Origin of the sequence: Ruegeria sp. SCP11, from assembly GCF_040329455.1 — a bacterium.
In the GTDB taxonomy this organism is placed as follows: domain Bacteria; phylum Pseudomonadota; class Alphaproteobacteria; order Rhodobacterales; family Rhodobacteraceae; genus Ruegeria; species Ruegeria atlantica_E.
Map to the genome: position 1 here is coordinate 100,304 of NZ_JBDZYG010000002.1, position 25,511 is coordinate 125,814.

Here is a 25,511-nt window from a genome sequence, read left to right on the forward strand (position 1 = left end):
GCTGATCCGGGATGAATTCGGGACACATGAAGGTTTGCGAATCCTCTCGGGTTGTGTTGTCGCGCCCTAGTGGAGAATCGGACGATAAACACCTGAGAGCGGACAATAATTGCCAAATTGTCAGGATTCAGAAGACACCAAAATTGTGGCGAAAAAGCGGCGAAACTGCCATATTTCAGGCTTGACCTTAAAGTTTTATGGCGGAAATCAGGCGGCCATAATCAGCTTCTTTGGCGTGGGTCGACCGTCGATAAGAGTAGAATCTTTCGGGGTCGGAGTAGGTGCAATGACGAGTCCATTCGGCTTGGCCGACACCTGCTTGGCGCAACCTGTGCAAGCCAAAACCCGGCAGGTCGAACTGCAGCCTGTCACCCTGCCCATTTGCAAAGAATTGAAGGTTTTCAGGAGAATCTGCAATGAATTCATCTAGAAAATCCGGCCCCACTTCGTAGGCTGACTGCGAGATCGAAGGGCCGATCACAGCCATGGTGTTTTCCCGCTTTGCGCCCAAGTTTTCCATCGCATCCAGCGTAGCCTCAAGCACACCGTCCAAAGCGCCACGCCAACCGGCATGCGCGGCCCCGATCACGTTCGCGTTAGTATCTGCGAACAGGACCGGCTGGCAGTCGGCTGTTAGGATCGTCAGGGCCAGCCCAGGTGTTGCCGTAACCACGGCATCAGCTTTGGGTTTGTCGCCATTTATAGGGGCATCCACGGTAAGAACAGTAGGCGAGTGGATCTGATGGATGCCGATCATCGCTTCGGGTTCGACCTCCATCGCGTCAGCCACACGTTTGCGATTGATCGCGACAACTTCGGTCTGATCGGAGGAACCGTAGCCGCAATTGAGGCCAGCAAAGATGCCCGAAGAAGCACCACCGCGGCGGCTGAAGAAACCGTGGCGCAGTGGATCCAGCAAATCTGAGGTCAGAATTTCCAAGGTCATGGCTCCAGTCCCGGTGGGGGTGAGGAAGGGGAAGGGTAGAGGCCCAGCACTTTGAACAGGTTTCCCATTTCCTCAGGGTGCGTCAACCGGCGATGTGCTGCAATCAGGTCATCCCGTTTTGATCCGTCAAGTTGTGCTGACAGAGTCTGCGCGCGGGTGGTGATCCCCAGCCGCTCAAGGAACACGCCTTGTGGCGTGAGGCGCGAATGGGCGCATCCGGCGGCGCGGGTCGCCAACGCCAGCGGTTCGAAGTCCACATGCGCCGTCAGGTCGGCCTGACCGGGCACGGCCAGAGGGTCCGCGCGTTCATGCGCACGCAACGCCTGAAATGTATCCCCCTGCGAATGCCAATCGCCGTAATCCACAATCACACCGGCACCACCATGCGTGGCGATTCGTCCCGCGATCACGGTGATGATGGGGATCGCCGCTGCACAAAGCTCGACAACGTCGCCGTCCTTGGTGTCGTCCAGCCGATCCTTCAGCGCCACCTGTTCGGCCAGAGGGCCCAGCCCCCAAATCAACGCGTTGCCTGCTGCGCCGATCAGCCGCTCTCGCCATCCGTTGCCGGTACGCTGGAACTGACGGATAGGCAGGGCGTCGAAGAATTCGTTTGCGATCAGAAACAGCGGAGCTTCGGGCAGATCCGCAACCGAGTCGATCCAGCGTGGATCATACCCCTTCAATGTCTGCGCCTGTATGCTTCGAAGAGTGGGTGAAACTTCGAGCAGCACGATCTCGGCGGCAACGTGAAACCCCGGTACACGGGACGTGGCGCGCAGTATATCCGCCATCAATGTTCCACGGCCGGGCCCGAGTTCGGCCAGTACGAAGTTGGGGGGATGCCCTTGATCCAACCAGCTTTGCGCCAGAGACAGGCCGATCAACTCTCCGAACATCTGGCTGATCTCCGGGGCGGTGATGAAATCCCCCTGCGTGCCCAGGGGGTCGCGGGTGGTGTAGTATCCATGCGTTGGATGCAGCAGGCAATCTGTCATGAAGTCGGCCACGCTCATCGGGCCGTCCTGCGCGATCCGCGCCAACAGATGATCCTGCAGACTCATGCTAACGATCTTGCACGCAAGGCGAACCATAAGCCAAGAGCGATCATTGGCAGCGACAGCAATTGGCCCATGGTTAGACCATAACCACCCACATGCCAGGCCAGCCCCAGCGGGTTGTCAGGGGAGATGAATTGCGCATCCGGTTGCCGGAAGAATTCAACAACGAACCGAGAACCACCGTAGCCCGCCAGGAACACGCCCATGATCAGACCGGGCTTGTGAAACGCGCCGCGCCGATAAGCGAGCCACAGCAGAAGGGCACCCAGGAAAAGGCCCTCTAACGCGGCCTCATATAGCTGCGATGGGTGCCGCGCGCACATCCCGGCCACTACACCGGGGCAATCCTGCGCCGCACCGCCGGGAAAGATCACAGCCCATGGCAATTCGCTGGGTCGACCCCACAACTCGGCATTGATGAAATTGGCCAGTCGCCCCAGCAATAGCCCCGGCGGCACTGTGTGAGCGATCAGGTCGGCCATGGAAAGAACAGGTATCTGATGACGCCGCGCGTAAAGAAAAGAGGCGATCACAACTCCCAACAGCCCGCCGTGGAACGCCATGCCGCCCTGCCAGACCTTCAGGATTTCCATCGGGTTCGAGAGGTAGTAGGCGGGCTGATAAAACAGCACGAAGCCAAGTCTTCCACCCAGAATCACGCCGAGGATGATCCAGGTGATCAGGTCTTCAAGCTGTTCAGGCTTCATTGGCGGTGTCGTGTTGGGCCACAAGGCAGGACGCCGCAGCGCCATCACCCCCATCCGCCATGCAATCAAGATGCCGGCGATATAAGCCAGTGCGTACCACCGCAGCGCAAGTTCCATCCCAAACAATGAGATCGAGAACAATTCGGGCGATAGATCGGGGAAATTCACAACAGCCTGCATGTGCGTCTCATTGCCCGGGGTTTGCAGGGCAAGTCAACCTTGAGCTCACGCTATTCTTTCCCCATATAGAGACCAACCGCGATTTCGGAGTAAAGCCATGCAAACCCGCAACAAGATTCTCGACGACGTATCCCAGCTGATGACCAACGCCATGGGCGTGGCACAGGGCGCGCGGGAAGAAGCGGAGAACGCAATGAAGTCGATGATCGACCGCTGGCTGGCCGACCGCGATTTCGTGACACGCGAAGAATTCGACGCCGTCCGCGCGATGGCTCAAAAGGCGCGCGAGGAAAACGCCGCGCTCGAAGCGCGCATCGCCGCGCTTGAGGCAAAGCTGGACAAGTAAAGCCAACGCGCTTTTTCGCGTTTGGTTTTGGCGTCAAAATTTGGAAACAAACACTTATGCCGCGCAATCCAGCCTTGGGTTGTGCGGTGTTGTGCATTTTGACGCCTCGCAGGGATTAATCAAGACAAAGCTGCCTACGGTGCCAATATTTTGATCGCCGTTGCCTTCTGTCCACAACTTATTGCTGTTATCCCCAATAAATAGGGTTGCCAGAACCCATCTCGCATCGCACCATATTTAGTACAGGCCTAAGGGGGAAGCCCGGCTTGTAGAGCAGGCAACTAGCGCTGGGGCGCTGCCAGCCCCGAAATGCTAGAGATTAGTGAGGTGGCATTATGGCCCTTTCCGAGCAGTTTCTCGAAGAAGACCTTCATCCGATCGATATTGTTGAACATCTTGCCGAACATCACGATTGGGACTTTGACCGGATCGGCGATGATCAGATTGCTATGGCTGTCGAAGGGCAGTGGCGCACATACTCGATCACTTTAGCCTGGTCAAACTATGACGAAACACTCCGAATGGTGTGCTCGTTCGAGATGGAACCTCCATCGGACCGTGAGACCGAGCTGTATGAGTTGCTGAACAAGATGAACGATCAGTGCTGGGCCGGTGCGTTTACCTATTGGGCCAACCAAAAACTGATGGTGTATCGTTATGGCCTGGTTCTGGCCGGTGGTCAGATGGCCAGCCCGGAACAGATCGACACGATGATCACCGCTGCCGTGCTGAGCGCCGAGCGCTACTACCCGGCGATCCAACTGGTCACTTGGGGCAACCGCACCCCCGAAGAAGCAATGCAAGTCGCCATTGCAGAGGCCTACGGCCGCGCGTAAAGCTTTGCCCCAAGCCGAATAAGGGGAGGGGCAATCATGGACATGTCACGCGTCGCCGAGCAGGGGCTGGTGCTTCTGGGATGCGGTAAGATGGGATCGGCCATGCTCGCCGGATGGTTGGAGCATGGCCTTCCTGCTTCCTCCGTCTGGGTGATTGATCCGCACCCCTCGGACTGGTTGAAGGCGCAGGGCGTCAATATCAATACACCATTGCCCGAAGCACCCGCAGTTGTGCTGGTGGCCGTCAAGCCTCAGATGATGGGCGATGCGCTGCCCGAAATCAAAGCGCTTGGCGGTGGCGGAAGCCTGTTTGTCTCGGTCGCAGCGGGTACCTCGATTGCTACATTTGAATCTGTATTGGGAGAGGGTACTCCCATTGTGCGGGCCATGCCGAACACACCAGCCGCGATCCGGCAGGGGATAACGGCACTGATCGGCAACGCAAATGCCACGGACGCAGATGTTGCTCTGGCAGAAAACCTGTTGTCCGCAATTGGTGAGACCGTCCGCCTAGAGGATGAGGAGCAAATGGACGCGGTCACCGGTCTTAGCGGCTCGGGCCCCGCCTATGTGTTCCATTTGATTGAGACGCTGGCTGCCGCCGGCCAGGCGCAGGGCCTATCGCACGAGCTGGCGATGAAGCTGGCCAAATCCACGGTGGCTGGGGCTGGGGCATTGGCGATGGCCGCCGAGGAAGACCCGTCGCAGCTGCGCATCAACGTGACCTCGCCCAATGGCACCACCCAAGCCGCGTTAGAGGTGCTGATGCACGAGGAGGAGGGCTTCCCCGACCTGCTGCACCGCGCTGTCAAAGCCGCAACCGACCGATCCAAGGAGCTATCTCGTGAGTGAGATTACATTCGAAGACTTCCTCAAGGTCGATATCCGCGTGGGTGAGGTGATCCGCGCCGAGCCTTACCCTGAGGCTCGCAAACCGGCGATCAAAATGTGGATCGACTTTGGCGATGAGATTGGCGAGCGGAAAACCTCGGCCCAAGTTACTGCGCACTACGATCCGGCAAAGCTGGTGGGGAAGCAGGTGATGGCCGTGGTAAACTTCCCTCCACGTCAGATCGGCCGGTTCATGTCCGAGGTTCTGGTTCTGGGCTTGCCAGATGAGAATGGCGAGGTTGTCTTGATCGGACCCGATGGTGAAGTTCCCATCGGTGGTCGGATGCACTGAAGAAACTGCTGATTACCCGTCCTCTGCCGAACCTGATCTAGCCGCCAACCGCCTCGCGCCAGTGCTTGCGGCAGAGTGAGATGTAAGTTTCATTCCCGCCGATCTGCACCTGCGCGCCTTCGGTGATCGTGTTGCCGTTCTCGTCCTGTCGAATCACCATCGTCGCCTTGCGCCCGCATTTGCAGATCGTGCGCACTTCGCGCATTTCATCGGCCAGCGCCAACAGGGCCGCAGAACCTGGAAACAGCCTCCCCTGAAAGTCGACACGCAGGCCATAAGCCAATACAGGTACCTTCAGGTCATCCACAGCACGGGCCAGTTGCCAGACTTGTTCTTCGGTCAAGAACTGCGCCTCATCCACGAATACACAGGCGATTTTGCCCTGCCTCAGCCGTGCTTCGATCATCGCGAATACATCGTCTTCGGTCGCAAAGGTATCTGCATCGGCGGAAATGCCGATACGTGAGGCGATCTTTCCCACACCGGCACGCCCGTCCAGCGCGGCGGTCATCAGATAGGTGTCCATGCCCCGCTCGCGATAGTTGTGCGAGGCTTGAAGCAACACGGTCGATTTGCCCGCGTTCATGGTGGAATAATTGAAGTAAAGCTTGGCCATGCGTCTGGGTCTAAATCGCCAGACCAGTGTGAGCAAGGCACCAAAAGTCGTAAAGGAAGCGACGTCGCCATTGTCGTTGCAGAGGCAGAGCGTACGCTCAAAGGGGATGGATCCCCCACGCCAACAACAGCGACGCCGTCGGCCAACATGCGGCCTATACAGAACGAGGTTAAAATTGCACCCCGAGAACACTCGTTACCGGCCAGAATGGCCGCCACTCACTCACAAAACCCCTGCATTTCTGAGGGATAGCTAATATATGACATTTGAACTATGACTCGAGTATGGGAAAATTCCTGTCCCTTTCCCCCACAGTGGCAGATGTTGTGGGTGAGGCAGGCAGAAAAGGTGAAAATATGGCAGATATCGGGGCCTATCTGAAAAAGCACACAGAAGCGTTGGTCAAAGACGTCGGCATTGAATCTGCCTGCGAGATCACCGGTAAATCCAAAGCGACCCTAGGCCGGTATTATTCGGACAATGCCGAGCACACCGATCGGTTCATGCCTGTGGACGCCGTGGCCCGTCTTGAAGCGGTGTCGACCTTCCCGCATGTCACTTCGGCGCTGGCGGACCTCAAGAATATCACCCTCTCCTACGACGGTCGCAACACCGATACCCCTCGCACCGGCGGCGTCAATTCGGACGTTATCGCGCTAAGCCAGCGGTTCGCGATGCTGATGACCGAATATCAAGCCGCGATCGAAGACGGCATCATCACCGTTAACGAGGCCAAGCGCCTGCTGAAAGAAACCAGCCTGCTGCAACAGGTGTTGATCGAGATGAAGCTGCATCTGGAAGAGGAAAGCGTGAGCTGAGGCTAACCACTCCGCATGGTCGAGGCACTTTTCGTTGCGCCGACAGGGGTAGTTTATGACAAGTGACCGTTCTGGCGGATGGCTAAGCCCAACCAAGTTGCTTCAATGAGTGAGCGTCATTCCAGATTTTGGTCATATGATTGATTTTGTCGCCGTCGAATTCCATCGCATAGACATAGTCAGCCGCCAGTTTTTCACCTGTCGCCGGCACTGGTCCGTCGACTGAATGCGTCCCGTGGAAAACGGCAAAGACGTTTACAATCCCTCGTTCATTGTCAGTTGCAAATGACTTGAGTTCGTAGTGCCCATCCGGGATCGGCGTTAGAAGACCTTGCATCCAGTCTGCGTAGCCTTCCAGCGTGTTCAGTTCAGACAGGGTGTCAGCCTGCGCCGAGAATGTCGCGCCTTCATGGCAGTATTCTTTGCATGCATCCCAGCCTTTTCCTGTGTCGCAAGCTTCAAAAAACTGCCGCGCTGTTGCTTCTATGGACATTGTTTCCCCCCAAACATATTCCTTAGTAACATTCCAACCAATCAAACTGGCTGTGTGGGCAGGATATGTGCGGTGGTCGTTTTTTCAAAACGATTTCCATTTTTCTACTGCACGAGTGAGCCGAAAGGGCAGTGTCATTGCTACTGAAAACACTGGTTCGAATGAATTACTTCACCCTCAACTACGGATTACGAAACGCCATCTCATAGGCGGTTGGCCCAGTGACCTTAGGGTTTCTGCGCAAAGCGGTTTCAGGACCGGTAGAATTGCCAAGCCTATTCAAAGGCAACAAAACTATCCGTGCCGTTTCACGATCACCGATCCGACCGAATACCCGGCACCGAAAGAGCAGATCAGGCCAAGATCTCCGTCAGTGAGGTCATCGGAATACTTGGAAAACGCGATGATCGACCCGGCCGAGGACGTGTTGGCATAGTCCTGCAGAATGTTGGGTTGCTCAACGGCCTCGGGTTCGCGGCCCAGTACTTTCTTGCCAATGAAATCGTTCATCGTCTTGTTGGCTTGATGAAGCCACAGGCGTTTCAGGTCTCCATTGGTCACACCCTCGGACTCCATATGATCCGAGATGTGTTTGCTGACCATCGGCAGCACTTCCTTGAATACCTTTCGGCCGTTTTGCATGAACTGCATGTCACGTCTGTCAACCACTCCGTCTGGGCGTGAGCGTCGCAAGAAGCCGTTATTGTTGCGGATATTGTTTGAGAAGGACGTGGCACAGCGGGTCGAGAGGATCTCGAAATGCGGGCCTTGGGCGTCTTCGATCCGTTCGATCAGAGTTGCCGTTGCCACGTCGCCGAAGATGAAATGACAATCGCGGTCGCGCCACTCCAGATGGCCCGAGCAGATTTCAGGGTTCACCACTAGCGCCGAACGCACCGAGCCTGAGCGGATCATATCCGCTGCCGCTTGAATGCCGAATGTGGCCGAGGAACAGGCAACGTTCATGTCGAACCCAAAGCCTTTGATCCCTAACTCCTGCTGAATCTCGATCGCAATCGCGGGATAGGCGCGTTCGTGGTTGGACGCGGCGCAAATCACCAGATCGACATCTTCGGCACTGCGCCCCGCCTGTGCCAGCGCTTTTTTGCAGGCGTCCACGGCCATCTCGGTCATGATGCCCGGTTCATCGTCGTTGCGCTGGCGCAGCAGGGGGTGCATCACGTCCGGGTCCAAAACGCCGGATTTGTCCATCACGTAACGGTTCTGGATACCCGACGCCTTGAGAATGAACTCTTCAGAGGAATGCTGCATCGGCTCCATCTCACCGGCCGTTATTGCGACTGCATTTTCAGCGTTCTGCTTGTCAGCATAGGCGTTGAAGGCGGCGACAAGCTCGGCGTTACTGATGATGTTCTCGGGCGTGAAAACACCTGTGCCGGTGATAGCGGGCGTATACATGGCTGGTCCTGAAGGTTTCGAATCCGATTAAGATGCAGTCACAACAAGATTTGATCAAGGGAAGGTGACCCAAGGGAATATACTGAAAGCGATCAAATTCAATTTCACATCTTGAATAGTTCGGAAATCGAAGTATATGGCGCTTCGCATGTGCACGGAGCCCCCGCAATGTCAGAAGATATCAGTGCCAGACTTGGCCGTCTCAGCCCCGAAATTCAGTCAATCATGGGTGTGTATGCCCTATACTGGAAGCTTGAAGAGACGTTCGATTGCATCGAAACGGACCTGAGCCATCCGGAATGTCATATGCTGATCAAACTCGATCAGCCAAAGCGTATGGGCGTTCTGGCCGCAGACATGTTGAGCGTTCCGTCGACCATAACTGCCACGGCGGATGGCCTTGAAAAGGCCGGGTACCTGACCCGAGAGCGTGACCCCGAAGACCGCCGGGCTTGGCTGTTAGTTCTGACCAAACAAGGCGAAGAAGCGCGTAATATGCTGGTGTCCGAAGCCGGAGAGTTGTTCCACCGTGCCTCGGGTCTGAATGCAGAAGAAACTGCCGAATTCGCGCGGCTGGCCCGCAAAATCCGAGACAACGTCCTGAAAACTGGAATTCCCGAGGGATTGACGAAATGAAACTCCTCTCTTTTCTAAGTGCGGCTCTGATCGCGCTGACAACTTCTGCTGTGGCGCAGGATACGGCGAAACCTGTCAAACTGATGCTGGTGCAGGAAACTACACCGGGGTTTTCGCGTCAGTTCTTTGGTCGCGTGGCGGCCCGACAGACCGTTGATCTGGCCTTTCAGGTCTCGGGCCAAATTGTCGAGATGCCGGTAACTGAAGGCTTCGTGATCCCCAAGGGTGAGTTGATCGCCCAGCTGGATCAGGCGCCGTTCCAGCGCCGGTATGACCGCGCGGTCCTGCAAAAGGATCAGGCCGACCGTACTGTGGCCCGGTTGTCGCGTCTGCGGGGGACGACCGCCAGCCAGGTAGCGGTGGACGACGCCGAGACCGAGGCGCAGCTGGCCGATATCGCTGTTCGGGATGCCGAATACGATCTGGAACATGCCACTTTGACAGCACCGTTCGATGCGCTGGTGTCAAGCCGGGCGGTCGAAGCCTTCACAACAGTGTCCGCTGGGGCGCCGATCGTGCGTATCCACGACATGTCAGAACTGCGGATCGAGGTCGATGTACCCGAGATTCTTTTCCAGCGTTCAGGTCAGGAAGAAGACATCAAAATCACTGCGAAATTCCCGGTCAGTGATGAAGTCTTTCCGTTGCAAATCCGCGAGTTCGATGCCGAAAGCTCTACCGTCGGGCAGACCTTCCGCATCCAGTTTGGCTTGACCCCGCCCGAGGGGTTACAAATCTTGCCTGGTTCTTCCGTGACCGTGAATGTTCAGGTTCAGGATGATCAAACCGGCATCGTCATTCCCGCCTCAGCAATTGTTGCGAACGCCGATGGTGCGCTGGGCGTCATGGTGTTTTCGCCAGTTGGAGCTGATGAAGGCACTATTCGTCTCGTCCCTGTGACCATTGAACCCACTCAGACCGGCGATGTCCGGGTACTGACCGGGCTGTCAGATGGCGACGAAATTGTGGTCGCTGGTGGCAGTGCCTTGACCGACGGTCAGGCTGTGCGCCGCTTTACTGGCTTTGCAAACTGAGGGCAGTCAGATGAACATCGCGCGCGCCTCTATCGACCGGCCGATTTACACATGGCTGATCATCCTGATTGCCTTGTTTGGAGGCATTTGGGGATTTTTGTCTCTGGGCCGACTCGAAGATCCGGCCTTCACCATCAAGAACGCCGTCATTGCGACTCAATACCCCGGCGCCACTGCGGAAGAGGTGGCACTGGAAGTCTCTGAGCCGCTTGAATCGGCCATCCAGCAGATGGGTGAAGTCGACACGATCACTTCGGTCAACCAACCAGGTTTCTCGCTGATCGAGGTCGAGATCAAATCTACCTATGACGGCACCGAGTTGCCTGGAATCTGGACTAAGTTGCGTGCCAACGTACGCGATGCCGCGCGAACGTTACCCTCGGGGGTGGGCCAGCCGTTGGTCAATGACGGGTTCGGCGACGTGTTCGGTTTGTTCTATGCGGTCACCGCCGAAGGTTTTTCTGACGCCGAGAAACACGAACTCGCCACCTTCCTTCGGCGTGAGTTGCTTACCGTACCCGGTGTAGCGGATGTCGAGGTCACGGGCCTGCCGGAAGAGGCGATCTTTGTCGAACCGGACCTCGCCATTTCCGTGAATCAGAACGTGCCAATCACAGTCATAAATGAGGCCATCGCAAACGCGGACTCCGTGAATGCTTCGGGTTCGGTTCGGTCGGAAAATGACCGCACCACGATCCTGACCGCCGAAGGATCGGACACAGTGTCGGCCATTGCTGGGTTGTCACTGGGGTCTCAAGGACAGGTGATCAACCTGTTCGACACGTCAGAAGTATACCGGGGCCGCCAGACAGACCCAGAAGTTATGATCCGGTTCAACGGCACCGAAGCGTTCACGCTGGGCATCGCGGGCCTGTCGACCGAGAACATCGTCGAGGTCGGTCATCGCGCCGATGCCAAGTTCGCCGAATTGGATTCACAGATTCCTTTCGGCGTTGAAATCCTGCCCATTTACCAGCAGCACGTGGTGGTCGAACAGGCGTCGAACGACTTTCTTGTGAACCTGGCGATGTCGGTCTCAATCGTGGTTGCGGTGCTGGCAATCTTCATGGGCTGGCGCGCGGCTATCGTTGTGGGCACGACCCTGTTGCTGACGGTGGTTGGTACGCTGCTGTTCATGTCGATCTTCTCGATCGAAATGGAGCGGATTTCGCTGGGAGCTCTGATCATTGCGATGGGGATGCTGGTGGACAACGCCATTGTGGTCGCCGAAGGCATGCAGATAGCCATGCTGCGCGGAAAGAATTCGCGTGATGCAGCGGACGAGGCAGCCTCGAAGACGCAAATCCCGCTGCTGGGGGCTACGGTCATCGGCATCATGGCGTTTGCAGGGATTGGTCTGAGCCCGGACGCGACGGGGGAGTTCCTGTTTTCGCTGTTTGCGGTGATCGGTATTTCGTTGTTGCTCAGCTGGGTGCTGGCGCTGACGGTGACGCCGTTGCTGGGACACTACTTCTTTAAGCAAGGGAAAGAAGGTTCGGCCGATGCCTATGGCGGCATCATGTTCCGCGTCTATGGCGCTATTTTGCGCTGGGCGCTTCGCTTCCGTTGGCTTGTGATCGCCGCGCTTTTGGGTGTGACAGTCGCATGTTTTGCAGGGTTCGGTCTGGTCAAGCAGCAGTTCTTCCCTGACTCGAACACGCCGTTGTTCTTTGTGCATTACAAGTTGCCGCAAGGGACAACCATCGCGCGCACAGCTCAGGACATGGAGGTTTTTGAAGATTGGTTGGCTGATCGAGACCATGTTGTTTCGGTGACTACGTTTGCGGGGCAGGGCGCGACCCGGTTTCTGCTTACTTACTCGGCCGAAGATCCGAACCCGAGCTATGGGCATATGATCATCCGAACGGAATCGCTGGATGACATTCCGCCTCTTCGAGCAGAACTGGAAGCCTTCGGGAAAGCTCAATTCCCGGAGGGAGAATTCCGCACCCGGCGCCTGATCTTCGGTCCCGGCGGCGGTGACCCGATACAAGCGCGGTTCTCGGGTAGCGATCCGGCGGTGTTGCGTGAGCTGGCCGACGAAGCAGTTTTGAAAATGCGCGAAGCTTCCCCCAATGCGCTGAACGTCTATCACGACTGGCGAGAGCAGGAGTTGGCCGTCCAACCGATCTACGCGACCGAGCGTGCCCAGACCGCGGGCGTATCCCGCGAAGACATTGCGGCCACGCTTCAGTTCTCGACAGATGGGATTACGGCTGGGGAATTCCGCGAGCGAGATCGCCTGATACCCATCATCCTGCGCCGCCCCGTGGACGGGGATTACTCGATCGTCGATCAGGTCGTGTACTCGGATGAATCTCAAAGATTTGTTCCGATCGAGCAAATGGTCGATGGGTTCGAATACAAGCCGCTCAACACACTGGTGCATCGTCGCGACCGGGTGCTGACGATCACGGTGGGAGCCGATATCCCTGCCGATATGACGGCAGCGCAGGTGCATTCCGAAGTGCGCGAGGCCATCGAAGACATGGAACTGCCGCCAGGTTATCGGATGGAATGGGGTGGTGAGTTCGAAAACGCGGGCGATGCAAACGAAAGCCTCGGGCGCCAATTGCCGCTCAGCCTGCTGATCATGGTGCTTATCTCGGTGCTGATTTTCAATGCGATCCGCCAGCCCATCATCATCTGGTTGCTGGTGCCGATGTCGGTGAACGGCGTCGTGATCGGACTGCTGGGCACCGGATTGCCGTTCACCTTTACGGCACTGCTGGGGCTGCTCAGCCTGTCGGGGATGTTGATCAAAAACGGCATTGTGCTGGTCGAGGAAATCGACCTGGTCCGCGAAACCGGCAAACCCTTGCGTGAGGCGATCGTCGAGGCCTCGGTCTCGCGTCTGCGCCCTGTGATGCTGGCGGCGATCACCACCATTCTGGGCATGGCACCGCTGCTGACGGATGCGTTCTTCCGCTCGATGGCGGTGACGATCATGGGCGGTCTGGCCTTTGCCACGATCCTGACAATGGTTGCAGCGCCGGTCTTTTACCTCGTGTTCTTTGCACGGGATGAAAAACGCGAGGCCGCTGAAACCTGACATGCGCCGGGCGGCTGTTTCAGTCGCCCGGATCTTCTGCCGGGTTGTAGTGGTAGTAGAAACAGGACAGCTTGTTGCCGTCGGGATCGCGCAGATAGGCGACGTAGAAATCGGGTGCATAGTAACTACGAACGCCCGGGCCACCTTCGTCGGCGCCGCCATGTTCCAGACCGGTGGCGTGAAACCGCCTGACCTGCGCGGCGCTGTGGGCAGGGAACGCTATCATCGTCCCATTGCCAGCGTCGGCAGTGAGCCTGTCAAAGGGCTTGCAAACCCAAAATCCGGTTCCGGCGTCAGGGTCTGTTCCCCAGCCGGCCCGGCCTTCGGTCCATCCCGGAAGGCGCGGTTGCTCCAAAACGGAAAAGATCGCGTCATAGAACCGGATAGCCCTCGGCAGATCGTTGGTACCGTATGTGGTGTAAAGGCGCACGGTTCCCTCGCTTAGCTCAGGCCAGCATGATGGGGCCTGCGAACGCGCAGGCAAAGCGAAAAGAGTACCGAAATCCGTGCTAGATTAATGGGATCAGCGGTACGTCACATGCAGCCAGCGTCATCAAGGCGGCGAGAACCATATACCTGCGCATTTCTTTTTCCTTCTGCCCGATTGCAGAAACGATGCGCGCCCGAAGACACAAGGTCAACGGGCGCGCGAAATGTGTGGCTTTGCAAGCGGGTTCAGGCCGGTCAGCCTTGCAGCGACTTCACCTCGACATCCCCTTCGGCCTGCGCCTTGATCGCCAGCGCTGCGGCATGGCTTGCGGCGGCGGTGGTGAAGTAGGGGATCTTGTCATACAGAGCGATCGAGCGGATGGACTTGCTGTCCTCGACCGCCTGCGCGCCCTCGGTGGTGTTCATCAGCAGTTGCACCTGACCGTCTTTCAGCATGTCGACGACGTCCGGACGGCCTTCGTAGACCTTGTTCACCACGTCGCAAGGCACGCCTTGATCCGCCAGCCAGCTTTGTGTGCCACGCGTCGCGACCAGAGTGAAACCCTGTTCGACCAGCACCTGAGCGGCTTCCAGCATCGCAGGGGTCTTGTCGGCATCCTTGATCGAAATAAAGGCGCGACCCGAAGACGGCAGCACCATACCGGCCCCCATTTGCGCTTTGAGGAAAGCGCGAGGGAAGTCACGGTCCCAGCCCATGACCTCACCGGTCGAGCGCATTTCCGGGCCGAGGATCGTATCGACGCCGGGGAAGCGGGCGAAGGGCAGCACGGCCTCTTTCACCGAGAACCAAGGCATGTCCGGATCGGCCAGCGTCATCTGGTCAGCAATCTTGGTGTCCTTGCCTTCCTGATACGGTGGGCGCATCGGGAAGTTCGACAGTTTCTCACCCGCCATGACGCGCGCAGCAATCGAGGCAATCGCGCTGTCGGTTGCTTTGGCGACAAACGGCACGGTGCGCGAGGCGCGCGGGTTCACTTCGATCAGGTAGATCTCACCATCCTTGATCGCGAACTGAACGTTCATCAGGCCGACCACGTTCAACGCCTTGGCCAGTTTGAACGCCTGTTTCTTAATCTGCTCTATGATCTCTTTCGACAGCGAGTAGGGTGGCAGCGAACAGGCCGAGTCGCCCGAGTGCACTCCGGCCTCTTCGATATGCTGCATGATGCCTGCAACATGCACGTCGGTCCCGTCACACAGAGCATCTACGTCCAGTTCAACCGCGCCCGCCAGATAGCTGTCCAGCAGAACTGGGCTGTCGCCCGAGACCACGACGGCCTCGTTGATGTAGCGCCGCAGCTGATCCATATCGCGCACGATCTCCATCGCACGACCGCCCAGAACGTAGGAGGGGCGGATCACCAGCGGGAAGCCGATTTCTTCTGCGATTTCAAGCGCCTGTTCATCGGTCGAAGCGATGCCGTTTTTCGGCTGCTTAAGGCCCAACTCGTTAACCAGCGCCTGGAAGCGTTCCCGGTCTTCGGCCAGGTCAATTGCGTCGGGCGTGGTGCCGAGGATCGGAATGCCTTCGGCTTCAAGCGCGTTGGCCAGCTTCAGCGGAGTCTGACCGCCGAATTGAACGATGACGCCGTGCAGCGTGCCGTTTTCCTGTTCTTTCGTCAGGATTTCCATGACGTGTTCAAAAGTCAGCGGCTCAAAATACAGGCGGTCCGAAGTGTCATAGTCCGTCGATACCGTCTCAGGGTTGCAGTTGACCATGATGGTCTCATAACCCGCGTCGGTCAGCGCAAAGCAGGCGTGACAGCAGCAATAGTCGAACTCGATGCCCTGACCGATCCGGTTTGGGCCGCCGCCGAGGATGACGACCTTTTTGCGGTCGCTTGGACGTGCCTCACACTCGACTTCGCCCATCATCGGGGCTTCGTAGGTCGAGTACATATAAGGTGTCTGCGCTTCGAATTCGGCGGCGCAGGTGTCAATGCGTTTGAACACGGCCTTGACGCCAAGGTTCCGACGTGCGCGGCGGACGTTGTCTTCGTCACGGCCGGTCAGGTTGCCCAGACGTGCGTCGGTGAAGCCCAGCATTTTAAGCTTGCGAATACCATCTTCAGTGACCGGCAGGCCGCCTTTGCGCACCTGACGCTCGGCTTCGATGATTTCTCGGATACGGGCGAGGAACCACGGGTCGAATTTGGTGACGCCGAAGATCTCGTCATCGGACAGACCGTGACGCATCGCTTGCGCAATCGTGCGCAGGCGGTCTGGCGTCTGTTGGCTGATCGCTTTGATCACGGCAGCCTTGTCGTCCGCTTCTTCCCAAACACCGACGTTCAGGCCGGGGATTTCGATTTCGTCAAAGCCGGTCAGGCCCGATTCCATGGAGGCCAGAGCCTTTTGCATCGATTCGTGGATGGTCCGGCCGATCGACATAGCCTCGCCCACCGACTTCATCGCGGTGGTAAGGTAGGGCTCGGAGCCCGGGAACTTCTCAAACGCGAATTTCGGGATCTTGGTGACGACATAGTCGATGGTTGGCTCGAACGACGCGGGCGTGACCTTGGTGATGTCGTTGTCCAACTCGTCCAGCGTGTAGCCGACGGCCAGCTTGGCGGCGATCTTGGCAATCGGGAAACCTGTTGCCTTGGACGCCAGAGCGGACGAGCGCGAAACGCGCGGGTTCATCTCGATCACGACCATACGGCCATCATCGGGATTGATCGCCCACTGAACGTTCGAACCACCGGTCTCGACGCCGATCTCGCGCAGAACAGCGATCGAGCCGTTGCGCATGATCTGGTATTCCTTGTCGGTCAACGTCAGGGCAGGGGCCACTGTGATCGAGTCACCCGTGTGCACGCCCATCGGGTCGACGTTTTCGATGGAGCAGACGATAATCGCGTTGTCAGCGGTGTCGCGCACCACCTCCATCTCGTATTCTTTCCAGCCCAGCAGGCTTTCATCGACGAGGATCTGGTTGACCGGCGAGGCATCCATGCCCGAACGGCAAAAATGGATATAATCCTCGCGGTTATAGGCCACTCCGCCGCCGGTGCCGCCCAGAGTAAAGGCGGGGCGGATGATGGCGGGCAGACCGATTTCTTCAAGCTCATCAAGTGCCATTTGCACGCCCGCGTCCAGATCGGTGGAACCGTCTTCACGCTTGGGTGCGGTCACGATGGTCGCCTTGGGGTTTTCCAGACCCAGCCGGTCCATCGCCTCGCGGAACAGGGCGCGGTCTTCGGCCATTTCGATGGCGTCGCGCTTGGCGCCGATCATCTCAACGCCGAACTTGTCCAGCACGCCCATCTCTTCCAGCGCCAGCGAGGTGTTCAGGCCGGTCTGCCCGCCCATCGTGGGCAGCAGGGCGTCGGGGCGTTCTTTCTCGATGATCTTGGCGACAACTTCGGGGGTGATCGGCTCGATATAGGTGGCGTCCGCCAACCCGGGATCGGTCATGATCGTGGCAGGGTTTGAGTTCACCAGGATGACCCGGTATCCTTCTTCGCGCAGCGCCTTGCAGGCCTGAGCGCCGGAATAGTCGAACTCGCAAGCCTGACCGATAACAATGGGGCCCGCCCCGATGATCATGATCGACTGGATGTCGGTTCTTCTGGGCATGGCCTGGTTCCTTCGATTGTTCGCGAGTCAGGGCACCCCCGAGCGCCCAAATTGTCCTGCGTTATAGGGACCGCGCGAAAAGGTTCAAGAGGTATCGGAAACGGGAATGAAATTGCCGCTTTCCCCTCTTTCCCTTGTCGCCGTAATCTCTATACCGCGCAGCACGGCAAATGAGGATGCAATTGCGTATTCGTTTTGATCAGGGGCCGGCCGGACCCGGAACAAGTTTCGACCGGCCAGCGGAGGTTATCCGTGCCGACACAGCGGAAGAGGTGCCCCAAGCGATGGAGGCGCTGGATGAGGCGCGCGCCGAGGGTGCGTGGCTGGCGGGTTATGCCAGTTATGAGTTGGGTTACGCGCTTGAGCCCCGGTTGTCGAACCTTATGCCAAGTGGGCGGCGTCTGCCCCTGCTGTGTTTCGGGGTCTATGACGAACCCACGCAGCGCGATCTTCCCCCTGCGTCTGGTGGTGTGAAGAGTTTCGAGCCCCGCTGGGACGAAGCGCGATACACGCGCGCCTTCCGTCAGGTGCATGATGCAATCGGTGCAGGAGATATCTATCAGGCCAACCTTACCTTTCCGATTGACCTGAGCGTCGACGGGGACAGTGCGGCGCTCTATGCCGCGCTGGCCGCAGGTCAACCGGTTGGCCACGGAGCACTGGTCGAGCAGGACGGTCTGCCCGATCTGCTTAGCCGTTCGCCCGAGCTGTTCTTTCGTACCGATGCAGACCGGAGTATCGAAACCCGCCCGATGAAAGGCACACAGCCACGTAGCGATGATATGGCCGAGGACGCACGCCGCCGGGCTTTCTTGTCGACGGATGAAAAGAACCGGGCCGAGAACCTGATGATCGTCGATCTTCTGCGCAACGATATCAGCCGCGTCGCACTACCCGGTTCCGTGAAGGTGCCCGAGCTGTTCAAGGTCGAGACCTACGCCACCGTGCATCAGATGATCTCGTTGGTGCAGGCGCAACTGCATCTGGGGGCGGAACTGTCCGATATTCTGTCGGCGCTGTTCCCATGTGGTTCGATCACCGGTGCGCCCAAGATTCGCGCGATGGAGATTTTGGCTGATCTCGAACCCTGGTCCCGTGACATCTATTGTGGCGCCATCGGCTGGGCAGCACCCGACGGACGGTCCGAATTCAACGTGGCAATCCGAACGCTGACTGTCGAGGATGGCAAGGCCACCCTGAACGTGGGTGGCGGCTTGGTCTGGGACAGCACGGCCCCATCGGAATATGAGGAAGCGCTATGGAAAGCTCGCTTTGCCCACCAGCTGATTCTGACTTCCGCATAATCGAAACACTGGCGTTCCGGCCTGATCAGGGATTTGTGCGTCGCGATCGTCATCTGGCCCGCATGGCGCGCTCGGCGGAAGCGTTCGGTATTCCTTTCGACGCCGGTCTTGCTGTTGAGCGCCTGAACAGTGTTGGGGACGAGATGCCTTTGCGGTGCCGGTTGACGCTGGCGACCGACGGTCAGCAGGACGTGACGACCGGGGTACTGACTGAGAACCCTCCGGTCTGGCGGGTGGCCCTTGCTGAGACGCGTCTAACCGCGTCGGACATCTGGCTGCAGCACAAGACCACACAGCGCGCGATTTACGACGCTGCCCGAGCGGGACTGCCAAAAGGGATCGACGAGCTTTTCTTTCTGAACGAACGCGATGAGTTGTGCGAAGGCACGATTACCAACTTGTTTCTACACATGCACGACGGTCGTTGCCTGACGCCCTCTCTATCTAGCGGCGTCCTGCCGGGTATCCTGCGCGAAGAACTACTGGATAATAAACAGGTTACCGAAACCACCCTGACCTTGACCGACCTGAAAAACGCATCAAAAATCTATCTGGGAAATTCGTTGCGTGGTCTAATCCGGGCGGAGTTGGCAGTACAGTGAGCAAACAAACCGATTGGGTGGACAGCACAGTCCCGCATCTGCGATTGCGACTGGAATTCGGGCTGTTCTTCATGGCTGTGCCAGTGCTGATTGCGGTGTTTTTCCCTCCCAACTGGATGTTCCCGTCGCTCTTTGCCTTCACGGCCGTCGGCATCGTACTTCTGCACTCCACGCCGGGCTTCGCCTGGGCCGAGCTGCGGTACAATTGGCGCAACTGGTCCTGGCGTGAAGTTGCGTTGTTCGCGGTCGCGATGACCACTTTCTGCGCCGCGCTTGTGATGGCCACACGACCCGAGGCGGCGTTTTTTCTGCTGCGCAATAGACCTGAATTCCTGCTGGTCATCTGGCTCGGTTACCCGCTGCTGTCGGCCCTGCCGCAAGAATTACTGTTCCGATCTCTATTCTTTCGTCGCTATCACGCGATCCTGCCGAACGGACGGGCGGCCTATCTGCTAAACGCGGCGCTGTTTTCTTTGGCTCACCTGATGTACTGGAGCTGGATTGTCGCCGTCATGACCTTCGCCGGAGGGCTGTTGTTCACTTGGGCCTACCGCAAGCGCGGATCGTTTTTTTATGCGGTCTTGTTGCACGCGATAGCTGGTAACATCATCTTCGCCGCCGGTCTCGGCGTCTATTTCTATTCTGGCAACGTGCAAAGGCCGTTTTGAGCGGTATACCCGCCTTGACTTTCGCTGCCTGACGGGGTGTATCGGCGCGACGAATTCTGCGCCCGAAGGGATATGATCCATGCACGCCTATCGCAGCCACACCTGCGCCGCTCTGACCGCCGCCAATGTCGGTGAAACCGTCCGCCTGTCTGGCTGGGTGCATCGTGTCCGAGATCACGGCGGCGTGCTGTTTATCGACCTGCGCGACCATTTCGGCGTGACACAAGTTCTGTGTGACGGCGACAGCGCAGCTTTTGCCGAGCTGGAAAAGGTGCGGTCTGAGTGGTGCATCCGCATCGACGGTAGCGTTAAGGCGCGTGCCCCGGAGCTGGTGAACCCTAAACTGCCCACTGGCGAGATCGAAGTCTATGTGCGTGAGCTGGAAGTTCTGGGTGCCGCCGACGAACTGCCGCTGATGGTGTTCGGCGATCAGGAATACCCTGAAGAAACCCGCCTGCGCTATCGCTATCTGGACCTGCGCCGCGAGGCGATGCAGCAAAACATGACCCTACGCTCGGACGTTGTCGCCTCGATGCGCAAACGTATGTGGGATCAGGGCTTCCGCGAGTATCAAACGCCGATCATCACCGCATCATCGCCCGAAGGTGCGCGCGACTTCCTGGTGCCGTCGCGTTTGCATCCGGGCAAGTTCTATGCGCTGCCGCAGGCACCGCAGCTGTTCAAGCAGCTAATAATGGTGTCGGGCTTCGATAAGTATTTCCAGATCGCACCGTGCTTCCGCGACGAAGACCCGCGCGCCGACCGTTCCCCCACCGATTTCTATCAGCTTGACTTGGAGATGTCCTTTGTCGAGCAGCAGGACGTGTTCGACACGATCCAGCCGGTGCTGACAGGGGTGTTTGAAGAATTCGGCGGTGGTCGGAAAGTTGACCAAGAGTGGCCGCAGATTTCCTACAAGGACTCAGCCCTGTGGTACGGCACCGACAAGCCTGACCTGCGGAACCCTATTAAAATGCAAGTGGTCTCCGACCACTTCCGCGGGTCTGGCTTCGCGATTTTCGCGAAGCTGTTGGAGCAGGAAGGCACCGAAATCCGCGCCATCCCCGCGCCGACGGGCGGCAGCCGCAAATTCTGTGACCGCATGAACGCCTTTGCGCAGAAAGAGGGTCTGCCCGGCATGGGTTACATCTTCTGGCGCGATCAGGGCGAAGGGATGGAGGCTGCAGGTCCGCTGGCCAAGAACATCGGCCCCGAACGCACCGAGGCGATCCGTCAGCAACTGGGTCTAGGCGTTGGCGATGCCGCGTTCTTCCTCGGTGGCAAGCCGAAGGCCTTTGAGAAGGTCGCAGGCAAGGCCCGTGATGTGATCGGCGACGAACTGAACCTGACCGAGAAAGACCGGTTCGCCTTTGCGTGGATCGTGGATTTCCCGATCTATGAGCAGGACGAAGAGACTGGCGCGATCGACTTTGAACACAACCCGTTCTCGATGCCGCAGGGTGGTTTGGAAGCTCTGAACGGTAACCCGTTGGATGTACGCGGCTATCAGTACGATCTGGCCTGTAACGGCTATGAGCTGGTCTCAGGCGCGATCCGGAACCACAAGCCCGAGATCATGCTGAAGGCCTTTGAACTGGCCGGGTATGGCGAGGAAGAGGTGAAAAGCCGCTTCGGCGCGCTCTTCAGTGCGTTCCACTATGGCGCCCCGCCGCACGGGGGCTGCGCTGCGGGGATCGACCGGATCGTGATGCTGCTGGCCGATGAGGCGAACATCCGCGAGGTCATGATGTTCCCGATGAACCAGCGTGCCGAGGATCTGATGATGGACGCACCGTCCGATCCGACTTCGGATCAGCTAATGGAGCTGGGTCTGCGGGTCATCCCGCAGGAGTAAACAAACGCCCGTCGCAGACTATGCGGCGGGTTTTTTCGTTGGGGTCGGACTGCCCACAACGCCGGTGGTATTTCGCGTGACCGTTAGCGGACAGGGTAGGGTTCCACGCGCGATCCGAATGTTCCGGGCAATGGCGCGGGCTTGGGAGTAAGCCCACACGCTCACGATTACAGCCGTCAGAAAATACGCTGTCGCCATCTCAGATCGCCTCGCGCTGCTCCAGCCGTGCCTGCACGATCCCCGCGACCTGTGCGGCAAGTGCCGTGACCGGAGTGCCGCTTGCGCGCGACTCAGCTAGTTGCTGTGCCGCTTCGGCCAAAACCGTATCCTCGGCATCCCGGGCAACACCACACAGGAACTGTGCCGCATAGTCCAGCGTTCGGTGATCGTTCGGCCCGGCCAAAACATCGGCGATATGGGCCATGTCATCCTGATAGGCCATCGGATCGGGGCGAATAATCTCATCCCGAATGGCGTGCAGGCTGTTGGGACGACGATCCTCGGGCAGGCTTTCCAGTATGAACTGTTGAAAGTGGGACAGGGATTTCAGCGGTTTGGCCAGAAACCCGTCGGCCCCCGCGTGCAATGCCACATCCTGCCCGTGATCATCGCCGGACATGCCCAGAATGGCGCCAATACGAGGCGTCGCCTCGCTCAGTTCTGCAATCAATTCCGCGCCCGATCCGTCCGGCAGGCCGATATCCACCAAAATGACGGAGGGACGATAAATCTGCAGGTGACGCCGGGCCGACGTCAGGCAATCGGCGCGCCGTATGCGCGCGCCGCTGTGCAGGCACATCAGCCGGATCGCGTCGCAGGCATAGCGGCTGTCTTCGACAACCAGAATGGTTTGACCCAGCAGAGGCCGCGTGGCCGTCGGCTGCGCGGGAGAGGCAAAGGGGCTCGAATCGTCCATGGCAGAACTCCTAGTCAGCAGATGACCAACGCTAGGAAGTTCTGGCTAACACGACGTTAACGGCAATTTGGCGCACTTGTTCTTTGCCCGATCAGCCCCCATAACCGCGGCAACGCAGAACGTAAGGAGAGTTCCATGATTGGTCGCCTGAACCACGTCGCCATTGCTGTGCCTGATCTTGAGGCCGCGTCCGAACAGTACCGCAGCGCGCTGGGAGCCAAGGTCGGCGCACCTCAGGACGAACCCGATCACGGCGTGACCGTAGTTTTCATCGAATTGCCCAACACCAAAATCGAACTGCTTTACCCGCTGGGCGAAGACAGCCCGATCAACGGCTTTTTGGAAAAGAACCCGGCCGGCGGCATTCACCATGTCTGCTATGAGGTCGAGGACATCATCGCCGCCCGCGACCACCTGAAAGAAACCGGTGCCCGCGTTCTGGGGTCAGGAGAGCCCAAAATCGGTGCACATGGCAAGCCGGTGCTGTTTCTGCACCCCAAAGACTTTAACGGCTGCCTGGTCGAGCTAGAACAGGTCTAACCCTTACGAGGCTGTCATGACGATTACTGCTGCACTGGTACTGTTTGCCGTCATCTGGTTCATGACGTTGTTGATCGTGCTGCCGATCCGCATCAAGACGCAGGGTGATCTGGGCGACATTGTTCCCGGCACCCATGCGGGCGCGCCGGAAGTTCATCACATGAAGAAAAAGATATGGATCACCACCGGGATTTCGGTGGTGCTCTGGGCGATTATTGCAGGGATCATCATCTCGGGTGTGATCTCGGTGCGCGATTTCGACTGGCTGAACCAACTGGAACCACGCGAGTAAGCTCAGAGCGTAGGCTCTGACAGCTTATGGTAGATATGGGTGAACGTGGCGGCACCGAGGATCGGGATCACCAGATTCACCAAAGGCACTGCCAGCGGGATGGCCATTAAGGTGCCCGCCAGCCAGATTGTTGCGGAATGCTTGGCGCGCAACTTGCGCGCGCCCTCTCGGCCAACGCGACGCATCGCGGCCAGCGTGAAGTATTCCCTGCCCAGCAGAAACCCGTTCATCGCCCAAAAAATAAAGGGGGCTAGTGGCGTAAAGATCGCATACAGGATCAGTGCCAGAAGGTTGGCCACGATTAGCACGCCCATGAACCCCAGCGCATCACGCAATCCTTCGCTGAACGCGATACCGGGTACAGCGGGTTGGGTTGGGTAGTGTTTGTCTTCGACCGCTTGAGCGACCTCTTCCAGAAACATCGACGTAATGGCCGATGCCACGGGCACCATCAGGAATACTGGTAGGATCAGCACCACAAAGATACCTGAGTAGTTCAATACGTCGTTCAGCCACGGCACGGCACCGATCCACGGCAAGGAAATCTCATCCCCGGACGCCCGGTTGATCAGCCAGATGGCCGCCGCGCAGGCCACGATCAGCAAGATGATTGTCAGACCGACGCCGCGCAGCAGGACGGCGCGGAATTTGGGGTCTCCGACCTGGCCAAGGGCTGCGAAGAACGCGTTGAAGATCATCATTCCGAAACCCACTCAGTTATGGCCGCCACATCTGGGCGGGGGCGTTCTGGCGGGGCTTTGCTTTCGGTCGCGATATGGATCAATCCAGCGACGCGTTCATTATCTTGAAGATCAAAGGCTTGACGGCAGAACTCGGGATCATGCACCTGCCAGCCCGACAGCCAGTTCGCGCCCCAACCCGCCGCAAGGGCGGCGTTCAGCAGAGATAGACAGACAGCACCGGCGGAATAGGTCTGCTCGATCGCGGGGACTTTCTCAGACGGTTTCTGAACCTCTATCACCGCTACGGCCAGCTGGCCCATGTCAAACTGGTTGCTGGCCTTGGCGATTTCTTCGGGCGTCTTGCCCAAGGCGACGCCGCGGTCCTGCGTCAGGGCGGACAAGCGCGGCATTGCGCCTTTTTCCAGAATGATAAACCGCCACGGCTCCAGCTTGCCATGATCGGGGCTGCGGGCGGCGGCCGTCAAAAGAGGTAGCAATTCCTCTCGGTTCGGCGCCGGAGCAACCAGAGTCTTTGCCGGACGCGATCGGCGCGATTGCAGAAATTCCAAGGCGGCCGGGTTCTTCAAGGACATATGTTAACTTCCTTCACATAAACAGTCAGTATCTGGTTGAACATCTGGCGCGTTTCAAGTGCAAACAGCTGGACTTGCGGGATCAATTTCATTCCCGGCTCGCCCGTGCAAGAGTGTATGCGGGCAGGAGGTATCAGATGGCCAAACCCAAACTGCGCGATGTACCTGATCTGAGCAATCTGGCCATGCCTGGCAGGGCGATTCCTGTCAGGGTGACGCCGAAAGCTACGAAGGATAGCATTCAGGTCGACAGAGGTGACATTCGCATTTCGGTTACCGCACCGCCTGAAAACGGTAAGGCGAATGAGGCTGTGCGCCAGATTCTAGCCACGGCTATGGGTGTGGCCCCGTCGGCGCTTACCCTGAAACAGGGGCAAACCACTCGGGACAAGCTGTTCGTCTATGCGTCTTGATCTGGCTTCTCGTGAATCTGATACACACCTTCCGGCAGGTCCAGTGCAGCAGCTAGATCGCGGACCTGTTCAGGAGACAGGGTTATCCTTTGAATCTGGTCTGTGCGGGGGTCCAATTGCTCAAGCGTCACACATTCGGCGAAGCTGTTTATGACGACATCCTCTTGTAAAGGCTTCTCACCTTCATCCACCAGAGTAATGACAGTCGAGTCGAATTCATGCTCAATCGAAAACATGTCGCCAGAGTGCAGGGCAGACGACAGCAATGCAACCCGTTCAGGTGCAATCC

At 58.2% G+C, this 25,511-nt stretch carries 27 protein-coding genes; 15 read left to right on the forward strand and 12 right to left on the reverse strand.

Annotation, left to right across the window (positions count from 1 at the left end; translation table 11 throughout):
• Positions 1–187: 187 nt before the first annotated feature.
• Genes pgeF through lgt form a run of 3 tightly spaced genes read right to left on the reverse strand, consistent with a single transcriptional unit; the run spans position 188 to position 2,894 of the window.
• Entirely contained in the window at positions 188–946 is a 759-nt protein-coding gene (gene pgeF / locus ABLN94_RS03550; protein WP_352989227.1) for a peptidoglycan editing factor PgeF, read from the reverse strand.
• Positions 943–2,010, reverse strand: coding sequence for a class I SAM-dependent methyltransferase (locus ABLN94_RS03555; protein ID WP_352989230.1), 1,068 nt, complete (start codon positions 2,008–2,010; stop codon positions 943–945). Before ABLN94_RS03555 ends, pgeF begins: the two co-directional genes overlap by 4 nt.
• Positions 2,007–2,894 (reverse strand): prolipoprotein diacylglyceryl transferase, encoded by an 888-nt coding sequence (lgt, locus tag ABLN94_RS03560; protein WP_352989232.1) that lies wholly within the window; start codon positions 2,892–2,894, stop codon positions 2,007–2,009. Before lgt ends, ABLN94_RS03555 begins: the two co-directional genes overlap by 4 nt.
• Before the next feature lie 97 nt (positions 2,895–2,991).
• Here lgt and ABLN94_RS03565 point away from each other — a divergent pair, with 97 nt between their 5' ends.
• From ABLN94_RS03565 to ABLN94_RS03580, 4 genes are all read left to right on the forward strand, one after another.
• Positions 2,992–3,240 (forward strand): accessory factor UbiK family protein, encoded by a 249-nt coding sequence (locus ABLN94_RS03565; RefSeq protein ID WP_050604795.1) that lies wholly within the window; start codon positions 2,992–2,994, stop codon positions 3,238–3,240.
• 335 nt (positions 3,241–3,575) lie between these two features.
• On the forward strand, positions 3,576–4,076 hold the full coding sequence (locus ABLN94_RS03570) for a YbjN domain-containing protein (protein WP_170490324.1): 501 nt from the start codon (positions 3,576–3,578) through the stop codon (positions 4,074–4,076).
• A gap of 36 nt (positions 4,077–4,112) precedes the next feature.
• Positions 4,113–4,928 carry a pyrroline-5-carboxylate reductase gene (gene proC / locus ABLN94_RS03575; protein ID WP_352989236.1) on the forward strand — a complete coding sequence of 272 codons (816 nt, stop codon included), beginning with the start codon at positions 4,113–4,115 and terminating at the stop codon, positions 4,926–4,928.
• Entirely contained in the window at positions 4,921–5,259 is a 339-nt protein-coding gene (locus tag ABLN94_RS03580) for a tRNA-binding protein (RefSeq protein WP_352989239.1), read from the forward strand. Before proC ends, ABLN94_RS03580 begins: the two co-directional genes overlap by 8 nt.
• A 37-nt stretch (positions 5,260–5,296) precedes the next feature.
• On the opposite strand, the gene ABLN94_RS03585 is transcribed toward ABLN94_RS03580, so the two are convergent.
• Positions 5,297–5,875, reverse strand: a complete 579-nt coding sequence (locus ABLN94_RS03585) for a thymidine kinase (RefSeq protein WP_352989242.1) — start codon at positions 5,873–5,875, stop codon at positions 5,297–5,299.
• 356 nt (positions 5,876–6,231) lie between these two features.
• On the opposite strand from ABLN94_RS03585, the gene ABLN94_RS03590 reads away from it, so the two are divergent.
• On the forward strand, positions 6,232–6,693 hold the full coding sequence (locus ABLN94_RS03590; protein ID WP_170490380.1) for a hypothetical protein: 462 nt from the start codon (positions 6,232–6,234) through the stop codon (positions 6,691–6,693).
• Between the two features lie 82 nt (positions 6,694–6,775).
• Here the strand turns inward: ABLN94_RS03590 and ABLN94_RS03595 are convergent, their stop codons facing one another.
• Complete coding sequence (locus ABLN94_RS03595; RefSeq protein ID WP_352989245.1) at positions 6,776–7,186, reverse strand: ester cyclase; 411 nt, start codon at positions 7,184–7,186, stop codon at positions 6,776–6,778.
• 294 nt (positions 7,187–7,480) lie between these two features.
• Positions 7,481–8,605 (reverse strand): beta-ketoacyl-ACP synthase III, encoded by a 1,125-nt coding sequence (locus ABLN94_RS03600; RefSeq protein ID WP_352989248.1) that lies wholly within the window; start codon positions 8,603–8,605, stop codon positions 7,481–7,483.
• Between the two features lie 168 nt (positions 8,606–8,773).
• On the opposite strand from ABLN94_RS03600, the gene ABLN94_RS03605 reads away from it, so the two are divergent.
• Genes ABLN94_RS03605 through ABLN94_RS03615 form a run of 3 tightly spaced genes read left to right on the forward strand, consistent with a single transcriptional unit; the run spans position 8,774 to position 13,327 of the window.
• Positions 8,774–9,241, forward strand: a complete 468-nt coding sequence (locus ABLN94_RS03605) for a MarR family winged helix-turn-helix transcriptional regulator (protein WP_352989250.1) — start codon at positions 8,774–8,776, stop codon at positions 9,239–9,241.
• Entirely contained in the window at positions 9,238–10,275 is a 1,038-nt protein-coding gene (locus tag ABLN94_RS03610; protein ID WP_352989253.1) for an efflux RND transporter periplasmic adaptor subunit, read from the forward strand. The genes ABLN94_RS03605 and ABLN94_RS03610 overlap by 4 nt, the downstream gene beginning before the upstream one ends.
• Positions 10,276–10,285: 10 nt before the next feature.
• Positions 10,286–13,327, forward strand: coding sequence for an efflux RND transporter permease subunit (locus ABLN94_RS03615; protein ID WP_352989255.1), 3,042 nt, complete (start codon positions 10,286–10,288; stop codon positions 13,325–13,327).
• Positions 13,328–13,346: 19 nt separating this feature from the next.
• Here the strand turns inward: ABLN94_RS03615 and ABLN94_RS03620 are convergent, their stop codons facing one another.
• A complete protein-coding gene (locus tag ABLN94_RS03620; protein WP_352989257.1) occupies positions 13,347–13,757 on the reverse strand; it encodes a VOC family protein in 411 nt (136 codons plus the stop codon).
• A 254-nt stretch (positions 13,758–14,011) separates the two neighbouring features.
• Positions 14,012–17,356, reverse strand: a complete 3,345-nt coding sequence (carB, locus tag ABLN94_RS03625) for a carbamoyl-phosphate synthase large subunit (RefSeq protein WP_352989260.1) — start codon at positions 17,354–17,356, stop codon at positions 14,012–14,014.
• A 176-nt stretch (positions 17,357–17,532) separates the two neighbouring features.
• Here carB and ABLN94_RS03630 point away from each other — a divergent pair, with 176 nt between their 5' ends.
• The 4 genes from ABLN94_RS03630 to aspS all read left to right on the forward strand — a co-directional run bounded on the left by ABLN94_RS03630 (position 17,533) and on the right by aspS (position 21,785).
• Positions 17,533–18,660 carry an aminodeoxychorismate synthase component I gene (locus ABLN94_RS03630; protein WP_352989263.1) on the forward strand — a complete coding sequence of 376 codons (1,128 nt, stop codon included), beginning with the start codon at positions 17,533–17,535 and terminating at the stop codon, positions 18,658–18,660.
• On the forward strand, positions 18,615–19,262 hold the full coding sequence (locus ABLN94_RS03635; RefSeq protein WP_352989265.1) for an aminotransferase class IV family protein: 648 nt from the start codon (positions 18,615–18,617) through the stop codon (positions 19,260–19,262). Before ABLN94_RS03630 ends, ABLN94_RS03635 begins: the two co-directional genes overlap by 46 nt.
• The gene (locus ABLN94_RS03640; RefSeq protein ID WP_352989268.1) at positions 19,259–19,930 is read left to right on the forward strand and encodes a CPBP family intramembrane glutamic endopeptidase; all 672 of its coding nucleotides are present in this window, start codon (positions 19,259–19,261) and stop codon (positions 19,928–19,930) included. The genes ABLN94_RS03635 and ABLN94_RS03640 overlap by 4 nt, the downstream gene beginning before the upstream one ends.
• Positions 19,931–20,009: 79 nt before the next feature.
• On the forward strand, positions 20,010–21,785 hold the full coding sequence (gene aspS / locus ABLN94_RS03645; protein WP_352989271.1) for an aspartate--tRNA ligase: 1,776 nt from the start codon (positions 20,010–20,012) through the stop codon (positions 21,783–21,785).
• A gap of 199 nt (positions 21,786–21,984) precedes the next feature.
• Here aspS and ABLN94_RS03650 read toward each other — a convergent pair whose 3' ends face one another.
• Positions 21,985–22,701: a response regulator gene (locus ABLN94_RS03650; RefSeq protein WP_352989274.1), complete on the reverse strand. Its 717-nt coding sequence runs from the start codon at positions 22,699–22,701 to the stop codon at positions 21,985–21,987.
• Positions 22,702–22,836: 135 nt separating this feature from the next.
• Between ABLN94_RS03650 and mce the strand changes: the two genes are divergently transcribed.
• Positions 22,837–23,241: a methylmalonyl-CoA epimerase gene (mce, locus tag ABLN94_RS03655; RefSeq protein ID WP_352989276.1), complete on the forward strand. Its 405-nt coding sequence runs from the start codon at positions 22,837–22,839 to the stop codon at positions 23,239–23,241.
• A 16-nt stretch (positions 23,242–23,257) separates the two neighbouring features.
• The gene (locus tag ABLN94_RS03660) at positions 23,258–23,533 is read left to right on the forward strand and encodes a DUF1467 family protein (protein ID WP_170490271.1); all 276 of its coding nucleotides are present in this window, start codon (positions 23,258–23,260) and stop codon (positions 23,531–23,533) included.
• Between the two features lie 2 nt (positions 23,534–23,535).
• Here ABLN94_RS03660 and ABLN94_RS03665 read toward each other — a convergent pair whose 3' ends face one another.
• Together ABLN94_RS03665 and ABLN94_RS03670 are read right to left on the reverse strand one after the other, a co-directional pair.
• Positions 23,536–24,231, reverse strand: a complete 696-nt coding sequence (locus tag ABLN94_RS03665; protein WP_352990157.1) for an EI24 domain-containing protein — start codon at positions 24,229–24,231, stop codon at positions 23,536–23,538.
• Positions 24,231–24,809 carry a nitroreductase family protein gene (locus ABLN94_RS03670; RefSeq protein ID WP_352989281.1) on the reverse strand — a complete coding sequence of 193 codons (579 nt, stop codon included), beginning with the start codon at positions 24,807–24,809 and terminating at the stop codon, positions 24,231–24,233. Before ABLN94_RS03670 ends, ABLN94_RS03665 begins: the two co-directional genes overlap by 1 nt.
• Positions 24,810–24,946: 137 nt before the next feature.
• Here ABLN94_RS03670 and ABLN94_RS03675 point away from each other — a divergent pair, with 137 nt between their 5' ends.
• The gene (locus tag ABLN94_RS03675) at positions 24,947–25,222 is read left to right on the forward strand and encodes a DUF167 domain-containing protein (protein ID WP_352989283.1); all 276 of its coding nucleotides are present in this window, start codon (positions 24,947–24,949) and stop codon (positions 25,220–25,222) included.
• Here the strand turns inward: ABLN94_RS03675 and ABLN94_RS03680 are convergent.
• On the reverse strand, positions 25,210–25,458 hold the full coding sequence (locus ABLN94_RS03680) for a hypothetical protein (RefSeq protein WP_170442915.1): 249 nt from the start codon (positions 25,456–25,458) through the stop codon (positions 25,210–25,212). The two genes, ABLN94_RS03675 and ABLN94_RS03680, sit on opposite strands and share 13 nt — an antisense overlap.
• Between the last annotated feature and the right edge of the window lie 53 nt (positions 25,459–25,511).

What these genes read in the sequence shown, in the direction of transcription:
- pgeF (WP_352989227.1), bottom strand. Translation starts at nt 946, where the DNA reads ATGACCTTGGAAATTCTGACCTCAGATTTGCTGGATCCACTGCGCCAC.
- ABLN94_RS03555 (WP_352989230.1), bottom strand. Translation starts at nt 2,010, where the DNA reads ATGAGTCTGCAGGATCATCTGTTGGCGCGGATCGCGCAGGACGGCCCG.
- lgt (WP_352989232.1), bottom strand. Translation starts at nt 2,894, where the DNA reads ATGCAGGCTGTTGTGAATTTCCCCGATCTATCGCCCGAATTGTTCTCG.
- ABLN94_RS03565 (WP_050604795.1), top strand. Translation starts at nt 2,992, where the DNA reads ATGCAAACCCGCAACAAGATTCTCGACGACGTATCCCAGCTGATGACC.
- ABLN94_RS03570 (WP_170490324.1), top strand. Translation starts at nt 3,576, where the DNA reads ATGGCCCTTTCCGAGCAGTTTCTCGAAGAAGACCTTCATCCGATCGAT.
- proC (WP_352989236.1), top strand. Translation starts at nt 4,113, where the DNA reads ATGGACATGTCACGCGTCGCCGAGCAGGGGCTGGTGCTTCTGGGATGC.
- ABLN94_RS03585 (WP_352989242.1), bottom strand. Translation starts at nt 5,875, where the DNA reads ATGGCCAAGCTTTACTTCAATTATTCCACCATGAACGCGGGCAAATCG.
- ABLN94_RS03590 (WP_170490380.1), top strand. Translation starts at nt 6,232, where the DNA reads ATGGCAGATATCGGGGCCTATCTGAAAAAGCACACAGAAGCGTTGGTC.
- ABLN94_RS03595 (WP_352989245.1), bottom strand. Translation starts at nt 7,186, where the DNA reads ATGTCCATAGAAGCAACAGCGCGGCAGTTTTTTGAAGCTTGCGACACA.
- ABLN94_RS03600 (WP_352989248.1), bottom strand. Translation starts at nt 8,605, where the DNA reads ATGTATACGCCCGCTATCACCGGCACAGGTGTTTTCACGCCCGAGAAC.
- ABLN94_RS03605 (WP_352989250.1), top strand. Translation starts at nt 8,774, where the DNA reads ATGTCAGAAGATATCAGTGCCAGACTTGGCCGTCTCAGCCCCGAAATT.
- ABLN94_RS03610 (WP_352989253.1), top strand. Translation starts at nt 9,238, where the DNA reads ATGAAACTCCTCTCTTTTCTAAGTGCGGCTCTGATCGCGCTGACAACT.
- ABLN94_RS03615 (WP_352989255.1), top strand. Translation starts at nt 10,286, where the DNA reads ATGAACATCGCGCGCGCCTCTATCGACCGGCCGATTTACACATGGCTG.
- carB (WP_352989260.1), bottom strand. Translation starts at nt 17,356, where the DNA reads ATGCCCAGAAGAACCGACATCCAGTCGATCATGATCATCGGGGCGGGC.
- ABLN94_RS03630 (WP_352989263.1), top strand. Translation starts at nt 17,533, where the DNA reads ATGCAATTGCGTATTCGTTTTGATCAGGGGCCGGCCGGACCCGGAACA.
- ABLN94_RS03635 (WP_352989265.1), top strand. Translation starts at nt 18,615, where the DNA reads ATGGAAAGCTCGCTTTGCCCACCAGCTGATTCTGACTTCCGCATAATC.
- aspS (WP_352989271.1), top strand. Translation starts at nt 20,010, where the DNA reads ATGCACGCCTATCGCAGCCACACCTGCGCCGCTCTGACCGCCGCCAAT.
- ABLN94_RS03650 (WP_352989274.1), bottom strand. Translation starts at nt 22,701, where the DNA reads ATGGACGATTCGAGCCCCTTTGCCTCTCCCGCGCAGCCGACGGCCACG.
- mce (WP_352989276.1), top strand. Translation starts at nt 22,837, where the DNA reads ATGATTGGTCGCCTGAACCACGTCGCCATTGCTGTGCCTGATCTTGAG.
- ABLN94_RS03660 (WP_170490271.1), top strand. Translation starts at nt 23,258, where the DNA reads ATGACGATTACTGCTGCACTGGTACTGTTTGCCGTCATCTGGTTCATG.
- ABLN94_RS03665 (WP_352990157.1), bottom strand. Translation starts at nt 24,231, where the DNA reads ATGATCTTCAACGCGTTCTTCGCAGCCCTTGGCCAGGTCGGAGACCCC.
- ABLN94_RS03670 (WP_352989281.1), bottom strand. Translation starts at nt 24,809, where the DNA reads ATGTCCTTGAAGAACCCGGCCGCCTTGGAATTTCTGCAATCGCGCCGA.
- ABLN94_RS03675 (WP_352989283.1), top strand. Translation starts at nt 24,947, where the DNA reads ATGGCCAAACCCAAACTGCGCGATGTACCTGATCTGAGCAATCTGGCC.
- ABLN94_RS03680 (WP_170442915.1), bottom strand. Translation starts at nt 25,458, where the DNA reads ATGTTTTCGATTGAGCATGAATTCGACTCGACTGTCATTACTCTGGTG.